At 36.7% G+C, this 14886-nt stretch carries 15 protein-coding genes, 1 pseudogene and 1 riboswitch; of the genes and pseudogenes, 9 read left to right on the top strand and 7 right to left on the bottom strand.

From position 1 onward, the window contains the following. Positions 1 to 127: 127 nt before the first annotated feature. The 3 genes from D0S48_RS20725 to D0S48_RS16630 form a co-directional block, all read right to left on the bottom strand. Positions 128 to 1339, bottom strand: coding sequence for a hypothetical protein (locus D0S48_RS20725; protein WP_191963822.1), 1212 nt, complete (start codon positions 1337 to 1339; stop codon positions 128 to 130). Then, complete coding sequence (locus tag D0S48_RS16635; protein ID WP_151112836.1) at positions 1332 to 1847, bottom strand: sigma-70 family RNA polymerase sigma factor; 516 nt, start codon at positions 1845 to 1847, stop codon at positions 1332 to 1334. Before D0S48_RS16635 ends, D0S48_RS20725 begins: the two co-directional genes overlap by 8 nt. 317 nt (positions 1848 to 2164) lie before the next feature. Continuing rightward, on the bottom strand, positions 2165 to 3133 hold the full coding sequence (locus D0S48_RS16630) for a tRNA dihydrouridine synthase (RefSeq protein WP_144541254.1): 969 nt from the start codon (positions 3131 to 3133) through the stop codon (positions 2165 to 2167). A gap of 548 nt (positions 3134 to 3681) precedes the next feature. Next, a riboswitch (PreQ1 riboswitch) is annotated at positions 3682 to 3726 on the top strand. A gap of 6 nt (positions 3727 to 3732) precedes the next feature. Between D0S48_RS16630 and D0S48_RS16625 the strand changes: the two genes are divergently transcribed. The 4 genes from D0S48_RS16625 to D0S48_RS16610 all read left to right on the top strand — a co-directional run bounded on the left by D0S48_RS16625 (position 3733) and on the right by D0S48_RS16610 (position 7471). Then, the gene (locus D0S48_RS16625) at positions 3733 to 4224 is read left to right on the top strand and encodes a QueT transporter family protein (protein ID WP_151112834.1); all 492 of its coding nucleotides are present in this window, start codon (positions 3733 to 3735) and stop codon (positions 4222 to 4224) included. A 213-nt stretch (positions 4225 to 4437) separates the two neighbouring features. Next, positions 4438 to 4923: a DUF4358 domain-containing protein gene (locus D0S48_RS16620; protein ID WP_151112832.1), complete on the top strand. Its 486-nt coding sequence runs from the start codon at positions 4438 to 4440 to the stop codon at positions 4921 to 4923. 6 nt (positions 4924 to 4929) lie between these two features. After that, positions 4930 to 6315, top strand: a complete 1386-nt coding sequence (locus tag D0S48_RS16615; RefSeq protein WP_151112830.1) for an MBOAT family O-acyltransferase — start codon at positions 4930 to 4932, stop codon at positions 6313 to 6315. Positions 6316 to 6328: 13 nt separating this feature from the next. Next, positions 6329 to 7471 carry a DHHW family protein gene (locus D0S48_RS16610; RefSeq protein ID WP_151112828.1) on the top strand — a complete coding sequence of 381 codons (1143 nt, stop codon included), beginning with the start codon at positions 6329 to 6331 and terminating at the stop codon, positions 7469 to 7471. A 270-nt stretch (positions 7472 to 7741) separates the two neighbouring features. Here D0S48_RS16610 and D0S48_RS16605 read toward each other — a convergent pair whose 3' ends face one another. From D0S48_RS16605 to D0S48_RS16595, 3 genes and pseudogenes are all read right to left on the bottom strand, one after another. Continuing rightward, complete coding sequence (locus tag D0S48_RS16605; protein ID WP_144541264.1) at positions 7742 to 8719, bottom strand: ring-cleaving dioxygenase; 978 nt, start codon at positions 8717 to 8719, stop codon at positions 7742 to 7744. A gap of 126 nt (positions 8720 to 8845) precedes the next feature. Further along, a complete protein-coding gene (locus D0S48_RS16600) occupies positions 8846 to 9829 on the bottom strand; it encodes an ornithine cyclodeaminase family protein (protein WP_151112826.1) in 984 nt (327 codons plus the stop codon). A gap of 72 nt (positions 9830 to 9901) precedes the next feature. Next, positions 9902 to 11241 (bottom strand): annotated as a pseudogene (locus D0S48_RS16595) (MFS transporter). Between the two features lie 162 nt (positions 11242 to 11403). Between D0S48_RS16595 and D0S48_RS16590 the strand changes: the two are divergent. From D0S48_RS16590 to D0S48_RS16580, 3 genes are all read left to right on the top strand, one after another. Continuing rightward, positions 11404 to 11916, top strand: a complete 513-nt coding sequence (locus D0S48_RS16590; RefSeq protein ID WP_151112824.1) for a helix-turn-helix domain-containing protein — start codon at positions 11404 to 11406, stop codon at positions 11914 to 11916. 228 nt (positions 11917 to 12144) lie between these two features. Further along, entirely contained in the window at positions 12145 to 12534 is a 390-nt protein-coding gene (locus tag D0S48_RS16585) for a hypothetical protein (protein WP_151112822.1), read from the top strand. Between the two features lie 283 nt (positions 12535 to 12817). After that, complete coding sequence (locus D0S48_RS16580) at positions 12818 to 13114, top strand: phospholipase (protein ID WP_151112820.1); 297 nt, start codon at positions 12818 to 12820, stop codon at positions 13112 to 13114. A gap of 68 nt (positions 13115 to 13182) precedes the next feature. Here D0S48_RS16580 and D0S48_RS16575 read toward each other — a convergent pair whose 3' ends face one another. Next, positions 13183 to 13857, bottom strand: a complete 675-nt coding sequence (locus D0S48_RS16575) for a DUF4097 family beta strand repeat-containing protein (protein ID WP_151112818.1) — start codon at positions 13855 to 13857, stop codon at positions 13183 to 13185. Between the two features lie 137 nt (positions 13858 to 13994). Here D0S48_RS16575 and D0S48_RS20720 point away from each other — a divergent pair, with 137 nt between their 5' ends. Continuing rightward, positions 13995 to 14141: a hypothetical protein gene (locus tag D0S48_RS20720; protein ID WP_191697768.1), complete on the top strand. Its 147-nt coding sequence runs from the start codon at positions 13995 to 13997 to the stop codon at positions 14139 to 14141. A 1-nt stretch (position 14142) separates the two neighbouring features. Continuing rightward, positions 14143 to 14886 (top strand): MerR family transcriptional regulator, encoded by a 744-nt coding sequence (locus tag D0S48_RS16570; protein ID WP_151113866.1) that lies wholly within the window; start codon positions 14143 to 14145, stop codon positions 14884 to 14886.

Genomic DNA, 14886 nt, shown 5'->3' with positions numbered 1-14886 from the left:
TACTATAAAAATAGACCATTGAAATAATGATCATGTTTAACTAAAGCACCCTTTGTTTAATAAGTGAAATTAGTTTATAGCACGATTCATATTGGACTACTTTGTTAGATAAGTTAGCAGTAAATAACTATCGAATTGAGCCAGAAAATTCAATCTGTTTACTATTTAATTTATTAACCCATTCACTATCATTCCAAATATTCGGGTTGTCAATTGTTAGATTTTCTCCACGTACCATGAAATCATAACTATCTTTTGCATCCGTATACCAATCAACAATGACTAATTTGCCGTTTACATTGCGTACGAGAAATTCAGTGGGCTCACCATAACTACCTACAATATTTTTAATTTCCGTAGGTAATTTTAAATAGAGAAACCCCCCATCTGCGTCATCAGTATACTCCACTTCCCAATCCGCTCCCCGAGTGCCAATATCAACACTCTTCACCGAATCATCAGTCAGATCGTTCGTTGAATACATGTCAAATTGGTATTGAATTTTCTTTTGCGTATACTGTTTCAGATTTTCGTTATCAATAAATGCACCCAATTCAATATCCGAGCCGTTCCATACCGCTTTATAATAGTCAGTCAGCACTCTCTTACACATTTCATATGCCGCTTCAGAATCCAGAATAGATAGTTCTTCTTCATTTTTAGCTACATATTCGGGGGAATCCTGTAATATACGTTCTGCTTCAATAAAATCTGGATTTTCCATAATTTCTGGTGCTGCATATGTTAGATATAAATAGAGGTCTTTATTTGGAACTGATGTAGTTGCTTTTAATATGTGATTAGTCTCTTTAGAATATATAAAACGATCATGGTCACCTAGATCAGAAGATCCAACTTTAAAACCATCATAATTATTAAATAACTTATAGAAATAATTTTTATCTACTTTCATAAATATAATCAGTTCTACTTTATCTTGATAAATATAGAATCTCATATTATCTTCGTAAACCATGACGTAATCAGACCCACTTCCGTCCTCATGTTCTTTAGTATAATTTTCACCAAAGATTTTAATAACCTGTGATTGTGGATCACCTAATGTGATTCCCTGTAGATAAAGCATACCTTGTTCATTGGAGATTGCGGGCTGTGACAACCCAATATGTTGTTCAGCTGTAGAAGGAACATTTTCAGTCCGTACTTCGTTTAATACAAAAATCATCAATGACATGGTTAGAATAGTGGCTATTACTACATACCGCCATTTATTTTTTACTGAACCTGAATTGTTTTCAATCGCACTTTCTACATTTTGTATGACACGTTTCTTACTTTCCGTTAAATTTTTTATTTTTGGAGGAATAAAGTCATTCATTTAAAAACACCTCCCATTCAATTTCTTTCAGTTGCCTTCTTAAAAGTTCTCTGCCACGACTTATGCGAGTTTTTACTGTACTTTCTGGGAGAGATAAAACATGCGCTATTTCTGAAATGGACCATTCATTAAAATAAAAATGAATGAGAACCTCCCGATGTTTTAAAGGCAAACCAAGGATGGCGTCTCCAATTATTGCTTGCTCATCTTTTCTAACTAGTTCATCCCTGCTCTCTTTACCTTCTTGTGGAAAAAATTTATTTTGAAGCAGAATTTTTTTATACGCCCAACTCTTCAAGTAATCCTTGCTTTTGTTAACAGTCATTTTTGTTAGATAAGCCTTCATTTCACCGCGTTCTTCATAATTATTCTGCTGATGATAAAACTTAATGAATATTTCTTGTACAATATCTTCTGCCGCTTGAAGATCCTTCACGTATCCATAAGCTAAGCGTATTAATGGCTCTGTATATTGAAGCATTAACTCTCTTAAATCATTTATCGACAAACTGCTCGCAACTCCTTTCACTATATTAAACGACTCTCAGACCACTAAAGTTTGTTTTTTCTAAAAAAACTGATTATTTTTTAAACTCATAGCTTCAGTTAAGATAATTCCGTGTATCACCTTACAACTCAAAGAAAAAAGAACGAATTTCCTCTTTGGAAATTCGTTCTTTTTAAACTAATTCACTTAACCACTTAGTGATAAGTGTAGATGAATGCATACATATGCTGGTGTATTCGCTATCGTATTCATTTCTGTACTTTAACAGCGTAGTATGTTGTTATTTATTTGTAGTTATATCATTCTACCATTTGTCATCAATCAGCATTGTTTGATTCAAAGTTATTGAGCAATGCTCGCACTTCATCAGTTGACTTTGTGTTCATCAATTGATTTCTTAATTCACTTGCCCCTCGGAATCCTTTGACATATATTTTGAAAAAGCGATGCAGAGCTGTGATTGAACGTGGCAATTCTGCTGAATATTGATCTTGAAGATCCAGTTGCAATCTTAGAAGATCAAGGTATTCCGAAGTACTATGTTCTTTCGGCTCTTTTTCGAAAGCAAAAGGATTTTTAAAAATACCACGCCCAATCATAACCCCATCAACCCCATATTGTTCAACGAGCTTAAGGCCAGTTTGTCGGTCAGGAATGTCTCCATTGATTGTTAGTAGCGTATTTGGTGCCACTCGGTCACGTAATTTCTTGATTTCTGGAATCAGCTCCCAATGCGCATCTACTTGGCTCATTTCCTTTCTTGTACGCAGATGGATAGAAAGATTAGCAATGTCTTGTTTCAATATATGTGTTAGCCAATCCTGCCACTCTTCTACCTCCGTGTAACCAATCCTTGTCTTCACACTAACAGGCAAACCTCCCGCTTTTGCTGCTTGTATAATTTCTGCAGCGACATCCGGGCGTAAGATAAGGCCGCTTCCCTTCCCTCTAGATGCCACATTTGGTACCGGGCAGCCCATATTAATATCTACGCCTTTAAAGCCTAACTCGGCCATACCAATACTCATTTGTCGGAAATGTTCCGGCTTATCTCCCCATATATGTGCAACCATTGGCTGTTCGTCCTCTGTAAAAATCAATCGTCCTCGAACACTTTTCTGACCCTCTGGATGACAATAGCTCTCCGTGTTTGTAAACTCTGTAAAAAACACATCCGGTCTACCAGCTTTACTTACTACATGACGAAAAACAACATCCGTCACATCTTCCATTGGTGCTAGTACAAAAAATGGTCGCGGTAAATCACGCCAAAAATTATCATTCATATTGAAATTCAAATCCTCTCATTATGCATTACGGGATAAAATGCTTCTACTTTTTTAACATATATGTCATGTTAAATCAATTAAATTTTAGTTTATAATAGTTAACCAAACCAAACTAACCCTTACATTGTGCGTAATGTATGTGGCAATTCAAGGGATGTCAATTAAGTCATTATTATAGTATAACCTAGCTTTTTTAATTTATCTTCATACAGGTTTCCTGATCCACTAGAAACGAACGCTTGTCACTTTGTTGTTGGAGTGCACGTCGGTGATTCCTGCGGGATGAGTGAGGCAGAAAAGACATCACAAACGGGGTACAATCCATCGCGGAAAGTGTCCGACTAGAGTGGAAGTCACTTATTCTTTATTCACCCTAAAGTATAAAAATGATTGTGCTCTCTTCTATTGTTTGTATTTTTTATAAAAGTAGAAGTTATGAAATGGAATCACAATAAAAAATAAGACTATTTTTCAAACTATCAATCTATTGGGACTTCTTGACATCCTACCTCTATTAGACTAATATTATGGATTGTTCGATTAATTATAACGTGGTTCGAGAACCTCCCACGTAAAAAAACTAAGGAGAAATGAATATGAAGATTAAAACGATGGCTACAAGTGGAGTTATTGCAGCTTTATATGTAGCTGTATCTATGCTAGTGGCGCCTTTTGCATTTGGTGCTTTTCAATTTCGGATATCCGAAATGTTTAATCACCTTATTGTGTTCAACAAAAAGTATTTCTTTGGAATTGTGATCGGTGTATTTATCACAAATCTATTCTCACCAATGGGTCTCTACGATCTAACCTTTGGTGTTGGTCATTCCATTCTTACACTTTCTATTAGTATATTTGTAGGAAAATTTATTAAGAGTGATCTTTGGCGGATGATTATAAACACGCTTATATTTACCTTCACTATGTTTATTATAGCCATTGAGCTTCATTTATATTTTGACTGGCCTGCTTCTATCTTTTCATACACCTGGTATACTGTTGCTCTAAGCGAATTTGTCGTGATGGCAATAGGTATTCCATTAATGCTTGCATTAAATAAGCGTTTAAAGTTTAAGGAACTTCTATAAATTTAACCTTACAGTGACCCAAAAGTTAGACTAACAGGTTACAGCAACTACCAAGACCTAAGTTCAGTATTCTACTGGACTTAGGTCTTTTTATTTTGTCTTCTTTCTCTATGAATTAACCTTGACTAAAAAAATTATGTAACTTAAATGAACTCCTTACGTCTAAATGCATTGACGTCAAAATTAATATAATAAAAGGGAGTTTACATAACCATGAAAAAGATAATGAGTTTTCTTATGTTAACCATCGTATTAGGATTATTAATCGCGGGCTGTTCAAAAGATCAGTCCTCTACACTAGAACCGGAGCTATCTGCTAATGAAATGGCAGATAAAATGTTGGAGAAAGTTGAACAACCTAGTCTAATGGAATTAGAACCAGATCAAATAAAGGATTTATATAACCTAGATCCTGAGAAGCTCGAAGAATATTCGATTAGAATACCAATGATGAACGTAAAAACAAATGAAATCGCAATTTTGAAAGTAAAAGATGCTAAAGATGTACCTGACGTAGAATCAGCAATAAAACAAAGAGTAGAAAATGTACAAAAGCAATTCGAAACGTATCTTCCAGACCAATATGAGAATGCCAAAAACTATAAACTTGTTACGAAAGGCAACTATATATTATTAGTCATCTCAGAAGATGCAGACGAACTTCTAAAAGTCTACGATAGCTTTTTTGAACAAAAATAAGCCACTATGGTATTTAGTAGCTTGCTTTTCTTATTCCTGTTCCTGCCTGCCGTTCTAGCACTTTACTATTGTTCGCCAAGACGGATTAGAAATCTGATTTTGTTTTTAACTAGTCTTGTCTTCTATGCTTGGGGAGAGCCGATTTACATTGTTATTATGTTGGTGTCGACTCTGACGGATTACAGCTTCGGGTTGTTACTAGATAGACCTAATTTGACTTCTTTGAAACGCAAATGGATTGTCGCATGCTCTATTATAGTTAACCTGGCGCTGTTATCTTATTTTAAATATGCTGATTTTCTTATCCAGAATGTAAATACGTTACTTGGTACAAGTATTCCTTTAACGGACCTTCCTCTGCCCATAGGGATTTCCTTTTATACGTTCCAATCGATGTCCTACATCATAGACGTATATAGAGGGACAGCTAAAGCACAACGAAACTGGATTGACTTTGGAACGTTCGTTGCCTTATTTCCACAATTAGTTGCGGGTCCAATCGTGAAATATAGCACGATTGCTGAACAGCTCCATAAGCGAACGGAGAATATCAAAATGTTTGCGGAGGGCGTTCGGCGATTCACTATTGGGCTTGCAAAAAAGGTGTTACTTGCTAACAATATTGGATTGCTTTGGGGCACCATTTCAAATACCAATCCAGATTCACTGACTGTATTAACTGCTTGGCTTGGTATTATTGCATTTGCCTTTCAAATATATTTTGATTTTAGCGGTTATTCCGACATGGCTATTGGTCTTGGCCTTATGTTTGGCTTTCGATTTAACGAGAATTTCAACAAGCCGTATATTGCTCAAAGTATAACTGACTTCTGGAGAAGATGGCATATCTCTTTGGGTAGCTGGTTTCGAGAATATGTCTACATTCCTCTTGGAGGCAATCGTCGAGGTTTAGTCATTCAAATGCGTAATATACTCATCGTTTGGCTGCTTACGGGATTTTGGCATGGAGCTAGCTGGAATTTTATCGCATGGGGTTTGTATTTCGGTGTCATTCTCCTTATGGAGAAATGGTGGGGATTAAAACTACTTTTCCGCTTACCTCGTTGGACGAGACATGTGTACGCACTAGTTCTTATTCTCATAGGGTGGGTATTATTTGCTTTTGATCAGCCTTCTTTAATACTTAGTTACTTGAGTGCCATGGCGGGATTAAATCACCAAGCGCTATGGAATAATGACACGTTGTACTTTTTTTATACAAATATAATTTTGCTTTTGATATTGATTATTGCCTCTTTACCTAAGAAGCGATGGTCAAGAAAGAATGAATTATCGTTTTTACATCTCGTTTGGTACGGATTTCTATTTTTTCTTTCCGTTTCCTATTTAGTAGATGCAACTTTTAACCCATTCTTATATTTTCGTTTTTAGGGAGGTAGAAATCATGGAGAAGAATGCAGAGAAATTATTGGTCTTAGGGTTTGTAGGAACGCTGTTTCTATTTGCTTTCTTCTTTTTTATTTTACCTAAAGAACGTTTCTCGAATTTAGAGAACAGATATTTACAAGCTACACCGCTTCTTACATGGGATAATTTATTATCTAAGCAATATGCAGAAGAGACTGAGAGTTTCGTAACAGACCACTTTCCATTTCGAGATAAATGGTTATTCATAAAATCAGCTGCAGAACAATCTCGGCTGCAGCAAGAGAATAACGGAATCTATCAAGGGAAAGATGGCTATTTATTTGAAAAATTCTTAGAGCCTGATTATACAAAGATTCAGCAATATATAGATTCAGTAAATAAATTTGCCACAAATCACCCGACAGTAGACATGACTTTCATGCTAGCGCCAACATCGATTGGTCTTTATCCTGATCGTTTACCGTGGTTGGCACCGTCGTATTCTCAACAGAAGGTAAATGAATATATCGGTGAGCATATGTGGAAAGGCTTAACCTTTATGAATGGCTTTGATTTTCTAGGCCCGCATGCTTCGGAATCGATTTATTATCGTACGGATCATCATTGGACGACATATGGAGCTTATTTGGCATATGTTGCGTATGCAGAGCAGAAAAAGTGGGATTTCCTTTCGAAAAAAGATTTCCTAATCCAAACTGTAAGCAATTCATTTTTAGGAAGCTATCATACAAGAGGGCAGTTTGTTGGTTTATCTCCAGATGATATCCAAGTCTATATTCCTCGTGATTCCACGTCTACAAACACGTATATCGCAGATACAAATCAAACGATGACGAGTATGTACGATAAAAGCTTTCTTGCCAAGAAGGATCAGTACTCCTATTTTCTTGGCGGTGTTCATGCTCTAATGACGCTTACAACCGACCTTGACTTGCAACAGCTTGAACAAGAAAAGCTACTAGTCATTAAGGACTCTTATGCGCATAACGTAATTCCTTTTCTTACAAGACACGTTCCAGAAATTCATGTGATAGACATTCGATATTATAATGGCAGCATTGATGAGTATATGTCTGATAATGATATTAAAGATGTTTTGTTTTTATTCAACACATCCACGTTGGTTGACGAACCATCTATTTTAAAACTAAATAACTAGGAAATCGGCAAATAAATTAAGTAATTTGCAATGAAAATAGTTTTATGACCGGATAAAATTTTTTATGACCGTTCACGAAGGTTTTATGACCGGATAGAAAAATTTATGACCGTTCACGAAGGTTTTATAACCGGATAGAAAAATTTATGACCGTTCAACAATTTCATTGGCAAAACAAAAGACATTACCAATTTGTAGAGTAATGTCTTCCACTCGATATATATTCTAGTTTAAAAAAGTCCACTTCCAATAGGAAATGGACTTTTTACATTATTCCTTCACAAACTCAATGGTACTTCTTACTGTATCTATAGGTCTTACCATGCTTTCAATCTGAGCACGCTTCGCCTCTAAGAATGGTGGCAGTGAAAGTTTTTCTCCTAAGGTTTCGTAGGGTTCGTCACCCATAAAGCCTGGCCCATCAGTAGCAAACTCAAATAAAATGCCATTTGCCACTCTAGCATATAAAGACTGGAAGAAAAAGCGATCTACAAAACCAGAAGTCTGGAATCCAAAGCTTTCCATACGCTCTGTCCACTCATCTAATACTGCTCTGTCTTCCACGCGGAATGCGGCATGGTGCACTGTTCCGAAGCCTTGACGACCTGGAGGGAGAACAACATTTTTTTCAACAATGACCTGTGCTCCATTTCCACCCTCTCCGACCTCAAACAAGTGAATATCTCCCTCTTGAGCAATCTCCTTAAAAAGTAACACTTTCTCCAAAACTTCCTTCATATAGTCAAATTGAGCAATACGAATATGAATTGGACCTAGTCCAGTAATGGCATGCTCTAATGGAATTGGTCCCTTTTGCCAAGGAGTGCCTGATTCTACGCCTTTATTATACTCGTCGGAAATTAATTGGTATTGTTGGTCGTCAAAGTCTACAAACGATAGTACCTTTACTCCGAACTGCTCTTGAATACCAGTATGCTTAACGTTTAGACGATCAAAGCGCTTCACCCAATAATCAAGGGACGCATCAGTTGGAACGCGAAAGGCTGTTTTATAAATCTCATTCGTTCCGTGGGAACCTTTTGAAATCCCCGGGAAGTCAAAGAATGTCATATCTGTTCCCGCTCCTCCTACATCATCTGCAAAGAACAAATGATACGTTTGAATGTCGTCCTGGTTAACTGTTTTCTTAACAAGTCGCATCCCTAATACATTCGTAAAAAATTTATAATTTTCTTCTGCACTACTTGTAATAGCTGTTACATGGTGCATACCTTTTAAGTGATTCATATTATACTCCTCCAGTATTTTTATCTTTAATTAATATATCTTTAATTCGAGATAATTTTATCATGTAAAAAAATAGAAGTCAATTCAAAAAGTCCGAATAGCATATTTTGCTACTCGGACTCCTTTTCATACATCTATTTCCGTTCCGATTTTCTGCGCCTTCGCTTTGACATAGACACCTTTTGCCACCGCTAAGTCATAATATGCTGCACCAACTGATTTGAATAAAGTTATTTCCTGTTCCTGCTCTCGGCCATTCAATTCCCCCGTCACAAGCTTCCCAATTTCTCCATGAACTTCTTCGAATGACCATTTACCAATCTTATCGGCATACATAAGTTCCCCTGCTTCATCCTTAACGCCAGCAATATCATCTACTACTATTTTGGATGACTTGGTTATGGTCGCTACATCCATCTCAAGCATATGAGGCAAATAAGAGCCAACTCCATTTATATGAGTACCTGGCTTTAAATCATTCCCATTGAAAACCGGCTCATTAGATCTCGTTGCACAACAGATAATATCTGCCTGACTAACTGCAGCAGATACATCCACAAACACCTCATATGGAATGTTGACTCCAAAGTCTGCTAGCTTTTGACCAAACCTTTCTGCTTTTGAGGAAGTTCTATTGACTAGAATAATACGCTCGATGCTACGAACAGCAAGCACTGCAAGCACTTGTTCAAAGGCCATCGCTCCTGTCCCAATTACTGTTAATACCTTTGAATCCTTTTTAGCAAGGTAATCTGTGGCAATACCGCTAAGTGCTCCAGTTCTAAGCCTTGTTAAATAGGAGGCGTTTAGCATTGCCAAGTGTTCTCCATTTTTTGCATCTGAAAGTAAAACAACCCCCTGTGTAGTGGGCTTCCCTTGTACTGGATTATTCGGGAAGATAGTGACTACCTTCACTGCTGTAACCTCCCCAACTAAATCGGCGCTTGGCATATATAAAGCGGAAGCTTCGTGTTGTGGAAATTCAATTACTGTTCTATGTGGATTTGCTATTTTATTCGCTGCCTTTGCTTTTAGGACATCTTTGACATCCCTTATCGCATCCTGCATTTTATATGTATGCATTATTTCTTTTTCATTTATCACTAACATTGTAAGAACCTCCTTCAAAATAAAAACTCGTCTTGCCACCATAGTGTAAGACGAGCTTTATGTACATGCGAATTACACTTTACTTAATTCTTTTTTAGCTGTCTTTGTTACTGCTGTATCATCTTGTATTGTCGTCACATCATCTAAATTCTGCTGGCTTCTATCCTTAACTGCCCAAATTGCTAATAAAGAAATAACAGCCGTGAAGATAATATAGAATGCTACTGGGACATAGGAACCGTCAAATTGAAGCATGAGACTTGTCGCTACTAACGGTGCTGTACCCCCTGCTAAAGCTGCCCCAATTTGATAACCTAATGTGATTCCCGTGTAACGTACTTTTGCATCAAAGATTTCCGAGAACATCGTCCCGAGCACTGCAGTAATTGGCGCCCAGATGATTCCAAGTCCAACTACTGTAGCCACAACCAATAACACAAGCGATTGCTGCTGAAGCATCCAGAAATAAGGGAAAGCAAACAAAATCATCCCAATTGTTCCTGCTACATAAATCTTCTTACGACCAATTTTATCTGAGAGACTTCCCATTATCGGTATAAGGATAGTGGTGATTATTGTGGCAACCATTACAGTATTTAATACCGCAGTTCGAGAGAAGCCAAGTTCAGCAGTAGCATAAGAAACAACAAAAGTTCCAAAAATATAGAATGGTGCTGTTTCAACTACCTTGGCTCCTACAGCTATAATAACCTCTTTCCAATGATATTTTAGCGTATCTGCAATCGGTAGTTTTGGAATCTCTCCAGACTTTTGTACCCTTTTAAACGAAGGTGTTTCTTCAATTCCTTTACGAATCCATAATCCAAAAATAACTAACAAAGCGCTCATGATAAACGGAACTCGCCAACCCCAAGTCATAAAGGAACCTTCTGGAAGTAGAGTCATAATTGATAATGCAACTGTCCCCATTACCATACCGATTGTTACTCCCATTTGTGGGATTGCTCCGTATAAACCACGTTTTTCTTTTGGTGCATATTCAACAGCTAGTAGGAGTGCACCACCCCACTCTCCTCCAATACCTAACCCTTGGATTAATCGTAGCGTGATTAAAAGAATTGGAGCCCATACTCCGATTGCCTGATACGTTGGTAATAATCCCATACCAAACGTTGCAACTCCCATTAAACTCAGTGTAATAACTAAGGTTTTCTTTCTACCAATCCGATCACCAATATGACTGAATATGATTCCCCGAATGGACGGATAAAAAATGCTAAAGCAAATGATGCATATGAGAGCAATAACCCTACAGTTGGTTCCTCTGTTACGAAAAATAGCTGATTAAAAACAAGGGCAGCCACTGTCCCATATAGAAAGTAATCAAACCATTCAATTGAACTTCCTACTAAGCTAGCAATCCAGACCTTTCTCATTTGTTTTGGATCCATTTACATCTCCCTTTCTAAAATTGAAGTGATACTTTAATTTCTCCCTCAGTTTCATTTTAATAGTTTTTAATTTTCTGTCAATATAAATTTAATATAGCTACCGTTGAGGCATTTCCATTTAATAGGTATGATGGTTAATAGAGAAAAAAAGGAGAGATACATATGTCTTCTAATTCAATAGGAACCATTTTAAAAGATTTAAGAAAAGAACGTAAGCTCACCTTGAAAGAACTCGCAGAACTAACAGAGGTTTCGATTAGCTTCCTCTCTCAAGTTGAAAGAGGAAAATCTAGTGTAACTTTAGAATCCCTAAAAAAAATAGCAGATGCGCTAAAAGTCAATCCAACCGTTTTCTTTTCAGATGTCTCATCCAACGATCAATTAGCTGAAATAAGACAGCAGTTTTATTACAAGGATTTATCTAATGGTTTACAGGATGCTTCATACACCCCTATATTAGTGACTCTTCAACCAGGGGAAGACAAAGGAAATGCCTTTTCACATAGTGGTCACGAGTTTCTTTTTGTTGTGGAAGGAACATTAACTGTAGTAGTAGATGGCAAGGAAGAAGAATTGAAGGAACAGGGCTCCACGATGTTTGATGCCAATCTATTACATTATTGGTACAACCTCACGGACAAGCCGGTTCGATTCTTAGTAATTTCTTCTAGATAGGGAAAAATAATAAGTTCAACTGTAGGAAAAAAGTTTGAATTGAAATCTTTTCGAAAGAAATAATTATTATCTTAATTAAAATATTAATAGCTTAAAACCAAGCAAATGCTATAAACTTCTCTCTTACTCTAATTAAATATCCCATTTTCCATGATTTGGATTATTAAAGTTTCTATGAATTAATAGTAAATTAAATGGGAAGGGAATTTATGATAAGGGGGAAAGATAATGGATCAAATATTTTCAGAGCAAGTGAAGGAACTAGAAGTAACTGTTTCAATCACTGAGGAGTATATCGAAAATATAATGAATGCTGTGTTAGAAGGGGGCCAATGGGTTATACATAAAGAGGAACAGGCACAGTGGGTGGAAAAGCCTGCTGGGATATATCAAGATGAATGGGCAGCTCGTCTTTTACTCACTGGAGAAACGCTGAAACTAATAGACAAGAGAAATGAGAATACTATATTTCTCATGACTTTAGATGACTTGTATAACGGCATAGCATTAATTTTCAAGAATGGACACCATAACGGCTTTTCAAATACAGTAACTAAAACTGAAGCAGACGCAATTATTCAATATTCGTTATTTAAAAAACTTCCATATTTAACTTAATACTATTAAACGATACAGCAGCCTTTCTTAGGGCTGCTTTTTTTAAACAGATAACATCGCAATACTTTATTGTATATATTTATTGTCTCCGTCGAGGTCAAATGAAAAAAAGCTCTGGTGGCTGGGGAGCCGCCTCCTCGCTTTCCTCCATTTGCTAGTCGGGGCAGACATAGGTGCCTGCGCTTTTCTTAGAATATAAATAAACTTGGACAGCTAGGTGCTTGTACTTGTTCGTAAATAAAACTGAGAATACCCTAGCTAATAAAGGGAAGGGGGTGTTAGTTTGCGACAAAGAAGAAAAAGAAAACGCGGCTTTTGCGTTCCTGGCTATAATTGGTGTGGCCCTGGTTGCAGCGGACCTGGAGCACCAGTAAACGAAGTAGATGCTACATGTATGATGCACGACTTTTGCTATGAAAGTGGGCGAAGTCAATGTGAATGTGATCGCGAATTTATAGAAAGACTCCGTCCACTTGTTAATCGTCATACCGAATCGGGGAGGCATGCCCGTTTAATGCACAATTATATGCGCTTCCAAAGCAACTTTAGCTGTAAACCCCCTCGAAATAGATTATTTTAAAATTACAGATGTTTAAACTACCACCAACTTAAGGCGGTAGTTTTTTATGGCAATTACATTATCCTTTTTTACTCTAGCCGTATATTTCCTGAGGAAGTTTTCAATTCTATAAGATATTTTCCACTTCCTAATACTCCTTTTGTTTCTTGTTTCTCTTTTTCTTTCTCAATAAACATTTTGCTTAGATTCCTATTACCACTATTAGATTGAACAAGCCAAGCTACATCAGGATTAGCATCGTCCAACTTAATGTCTATATTACCGCTTGTAGCTTTTACAAAGAGATTGCTTTGAAAATCTTGAAAATCCAGACTAACACCTCCACTGCTCCCATTCACCTCTAAATGATCGGCGGATAAGGTTAAGTTCTCCCCTCTCAATTTTCCTGAAGACCCTTTAAATATAATGTCCCCTTTATATTCTGAAGGGATTTTTATATGAAGCTTAGGCATTTTATTTATTTTTAATAGACGAGTAATATCACTACGTACACTTATCAATAGCTTTTCTTCCTTCTCCTCTAAACGGATACCCGGTCCATTGTCTTTCAGCATTAGCATCACTTCTAATGAATCTGTTTCAACTGATTCCAAAGTAATATCTGTGCTTCCATAATCAATTTCAATACTCCTTATATTGTCCAGTTCTCTACTTTCGTAATCTTCCGTTCCCTCTTCTTTAAAACAAGCACTCAAAATAAGAAGTACTAAGATAATAATTCCTGTTAATGATAACTTTTTCATCTATTACCCTCCAATCTATTTAGAACCACCTTACAAGATGACGTTGGGTCATTTACAACTATTTAAATTTTCTCTTAAAATACTTGAAACTGACGTAACGTCATTTTATATAATTAAGGAGGATTGGAGGAGATTTGATGAAACAAGGGGACATCATTATTTACGGTTGCGTTATTATAGGTGCAGGAGTTGGTTTAGTTTTCGATGCTGCGTTTCCAGGGGTATTGATAGGCTTAGGAGTAGGCTATGTCATACAATACTTAACCAAAGGGGAGGATGGATAAATTGCTTCATATCAACAAGGTCGCTGAACTCACTGGTACTACCGTAAGAACATTACGCTATTACGATAAAATTAATCTGCTAAGCCCCGCCTCTAAAACGGAGGGTGGTCATCGTTTATATAACGAGGAAAAACTACAAAAGCTATTACAAATTCAATTTCTTAAAAAAGCAGGTTTTTCACTAGAGGAAATTAAACAAATGCTCTACTCCAACACATGGAGCTGGTCCACTAGTTTAAAAGAACAGCTGAATTATGTCATAAATGAACAAGAAAAATTAAAAACAATTGAGCTTTCCTTAAGAGAATTAATAAATTCATATGAAATGGAAAGAGAAGATAACGCAGTTGTTTTGCAAAAGCTAATGCAACTAGCAGCAACAGACAAAGAAAGCAAAAGAATGTTTCGAGAATCTACGTTTTCTAAAACAGATTTAAAGCAATGGGATCAACTCCCCCATATGTCAAGTAATGAAGAAGCATCTCTTAAATGGATTAGCTTGATTGGATTATTAAAGGATTCTATGTCAGAGGAACCCCATTCTCCTACCGTCCAACATATTATTTTACAAATGGAAGAAAAACGAATACAAGAATATGGTCAACAGAACGATTTTCTCGATAAACTTTGGGAGATTAGAAAGTCAGAAAAAGAATCTGAAAAGCTAGGGCTCTATCCCCTTGACCAAGATTTACTTGAATTTCTGGAGAGTGCCTACGCTATCTACCTAGCCAAGAAGGAATGA

Source organism: Psychrobacillus sp. AK 1817 (assembly GCF_008807035.1).
Lineage (GTDB): Bacteria > Bacillota > Bacilli > Bacillales_A > Planococcaceae > Psychrobacillus > Psychrobacillus faecigallinarum.
Note: the sequence above shows the minus strand (reverse complement) of the source record. Positions and strands in the feature narration are given on the sequence as shown.

Coding starts and splice junctions, on each gene's coding strand:
- D0S48_RS16615 (WP_151112830.1), top strand. CDS start 4,930: ATGGTATTTAGTAGCTTGCTTTTCTTATTCCTGTTCCTGCCTGCCGTT.
- D0S48_RS16630 (WP_144541254.1), bottom strand. CDS start 3,133: ATGAATGATAATTTTTGGCGTGATTTACCGCGACCATTTTTTGTACTA.
- D0S48_RS16605 (WP_144541264.1), bottom strand. CDS start 8,719: ATGAATCACTTAAAAGGTATGCACCATGTAACAGCTATTACAAGTAGT.
- D0S48_RS20725 (WP_191963822.1), bottom strand. CDS start 1,339: ATGAATGACTTTATTCCTCCAAAAATAAAAAATTTAACGGAAAGTAAG.
- D0S48_RS16610 (WP_151112828.1), top strand. CDS start 6,329: ATGGAGAAGAATGCAGAGAAATTATTGGTCTTAGGGTTTGTAGGAACG.
- D0S48_RS16575 (WP_151112818.1), bottom strand. CDS start 13,857: ATGAAAAAGTTATCATTAACAGGAATTATTATCTTAGTACTTCTTATT.
- D0S48_RS16600 (WP_151112826.1), bottom strand. CDS start 9,829: ATGTTAGTGATAAATGAAAAAGAAATAATGCATACATATAAAATGCAG.
- D0S48_RS16590 (WP_151112824.1), top strand. CDS start 11,404: ATGTCTTCTAATTCAATAGGAACCATTTTAAAAGATTTAAGAAAAGAA.
- D0S48_RS16585 (WP_151112822.1), top strand. CDS start 12,145: ATGGATCAAATATTTTCAGAGCAAGTGAAGGAACTAGAAGTAACTGTT.
- D0S48_RS16625 (WP_151112834.1), top strand. CDS start 3,733: ATGAAGATTAAAACGATGGCTACAAGTGGAGTTATTGCAGCTTTATAT.
- D0S48_RS16620 (WP_151112832.1), top strand. CDS start 4,438: ATGAAAAAGATAATGAGTTTTCTTATGTTAACCATCGTATTAGGATTA.
- D0S48_RS20720 (WP_191697768.1), top strand. CDS start 13,995: ATGAAACAAGGGGACATCATTATTTACGGTTGCGTTATTATAGGTGCA.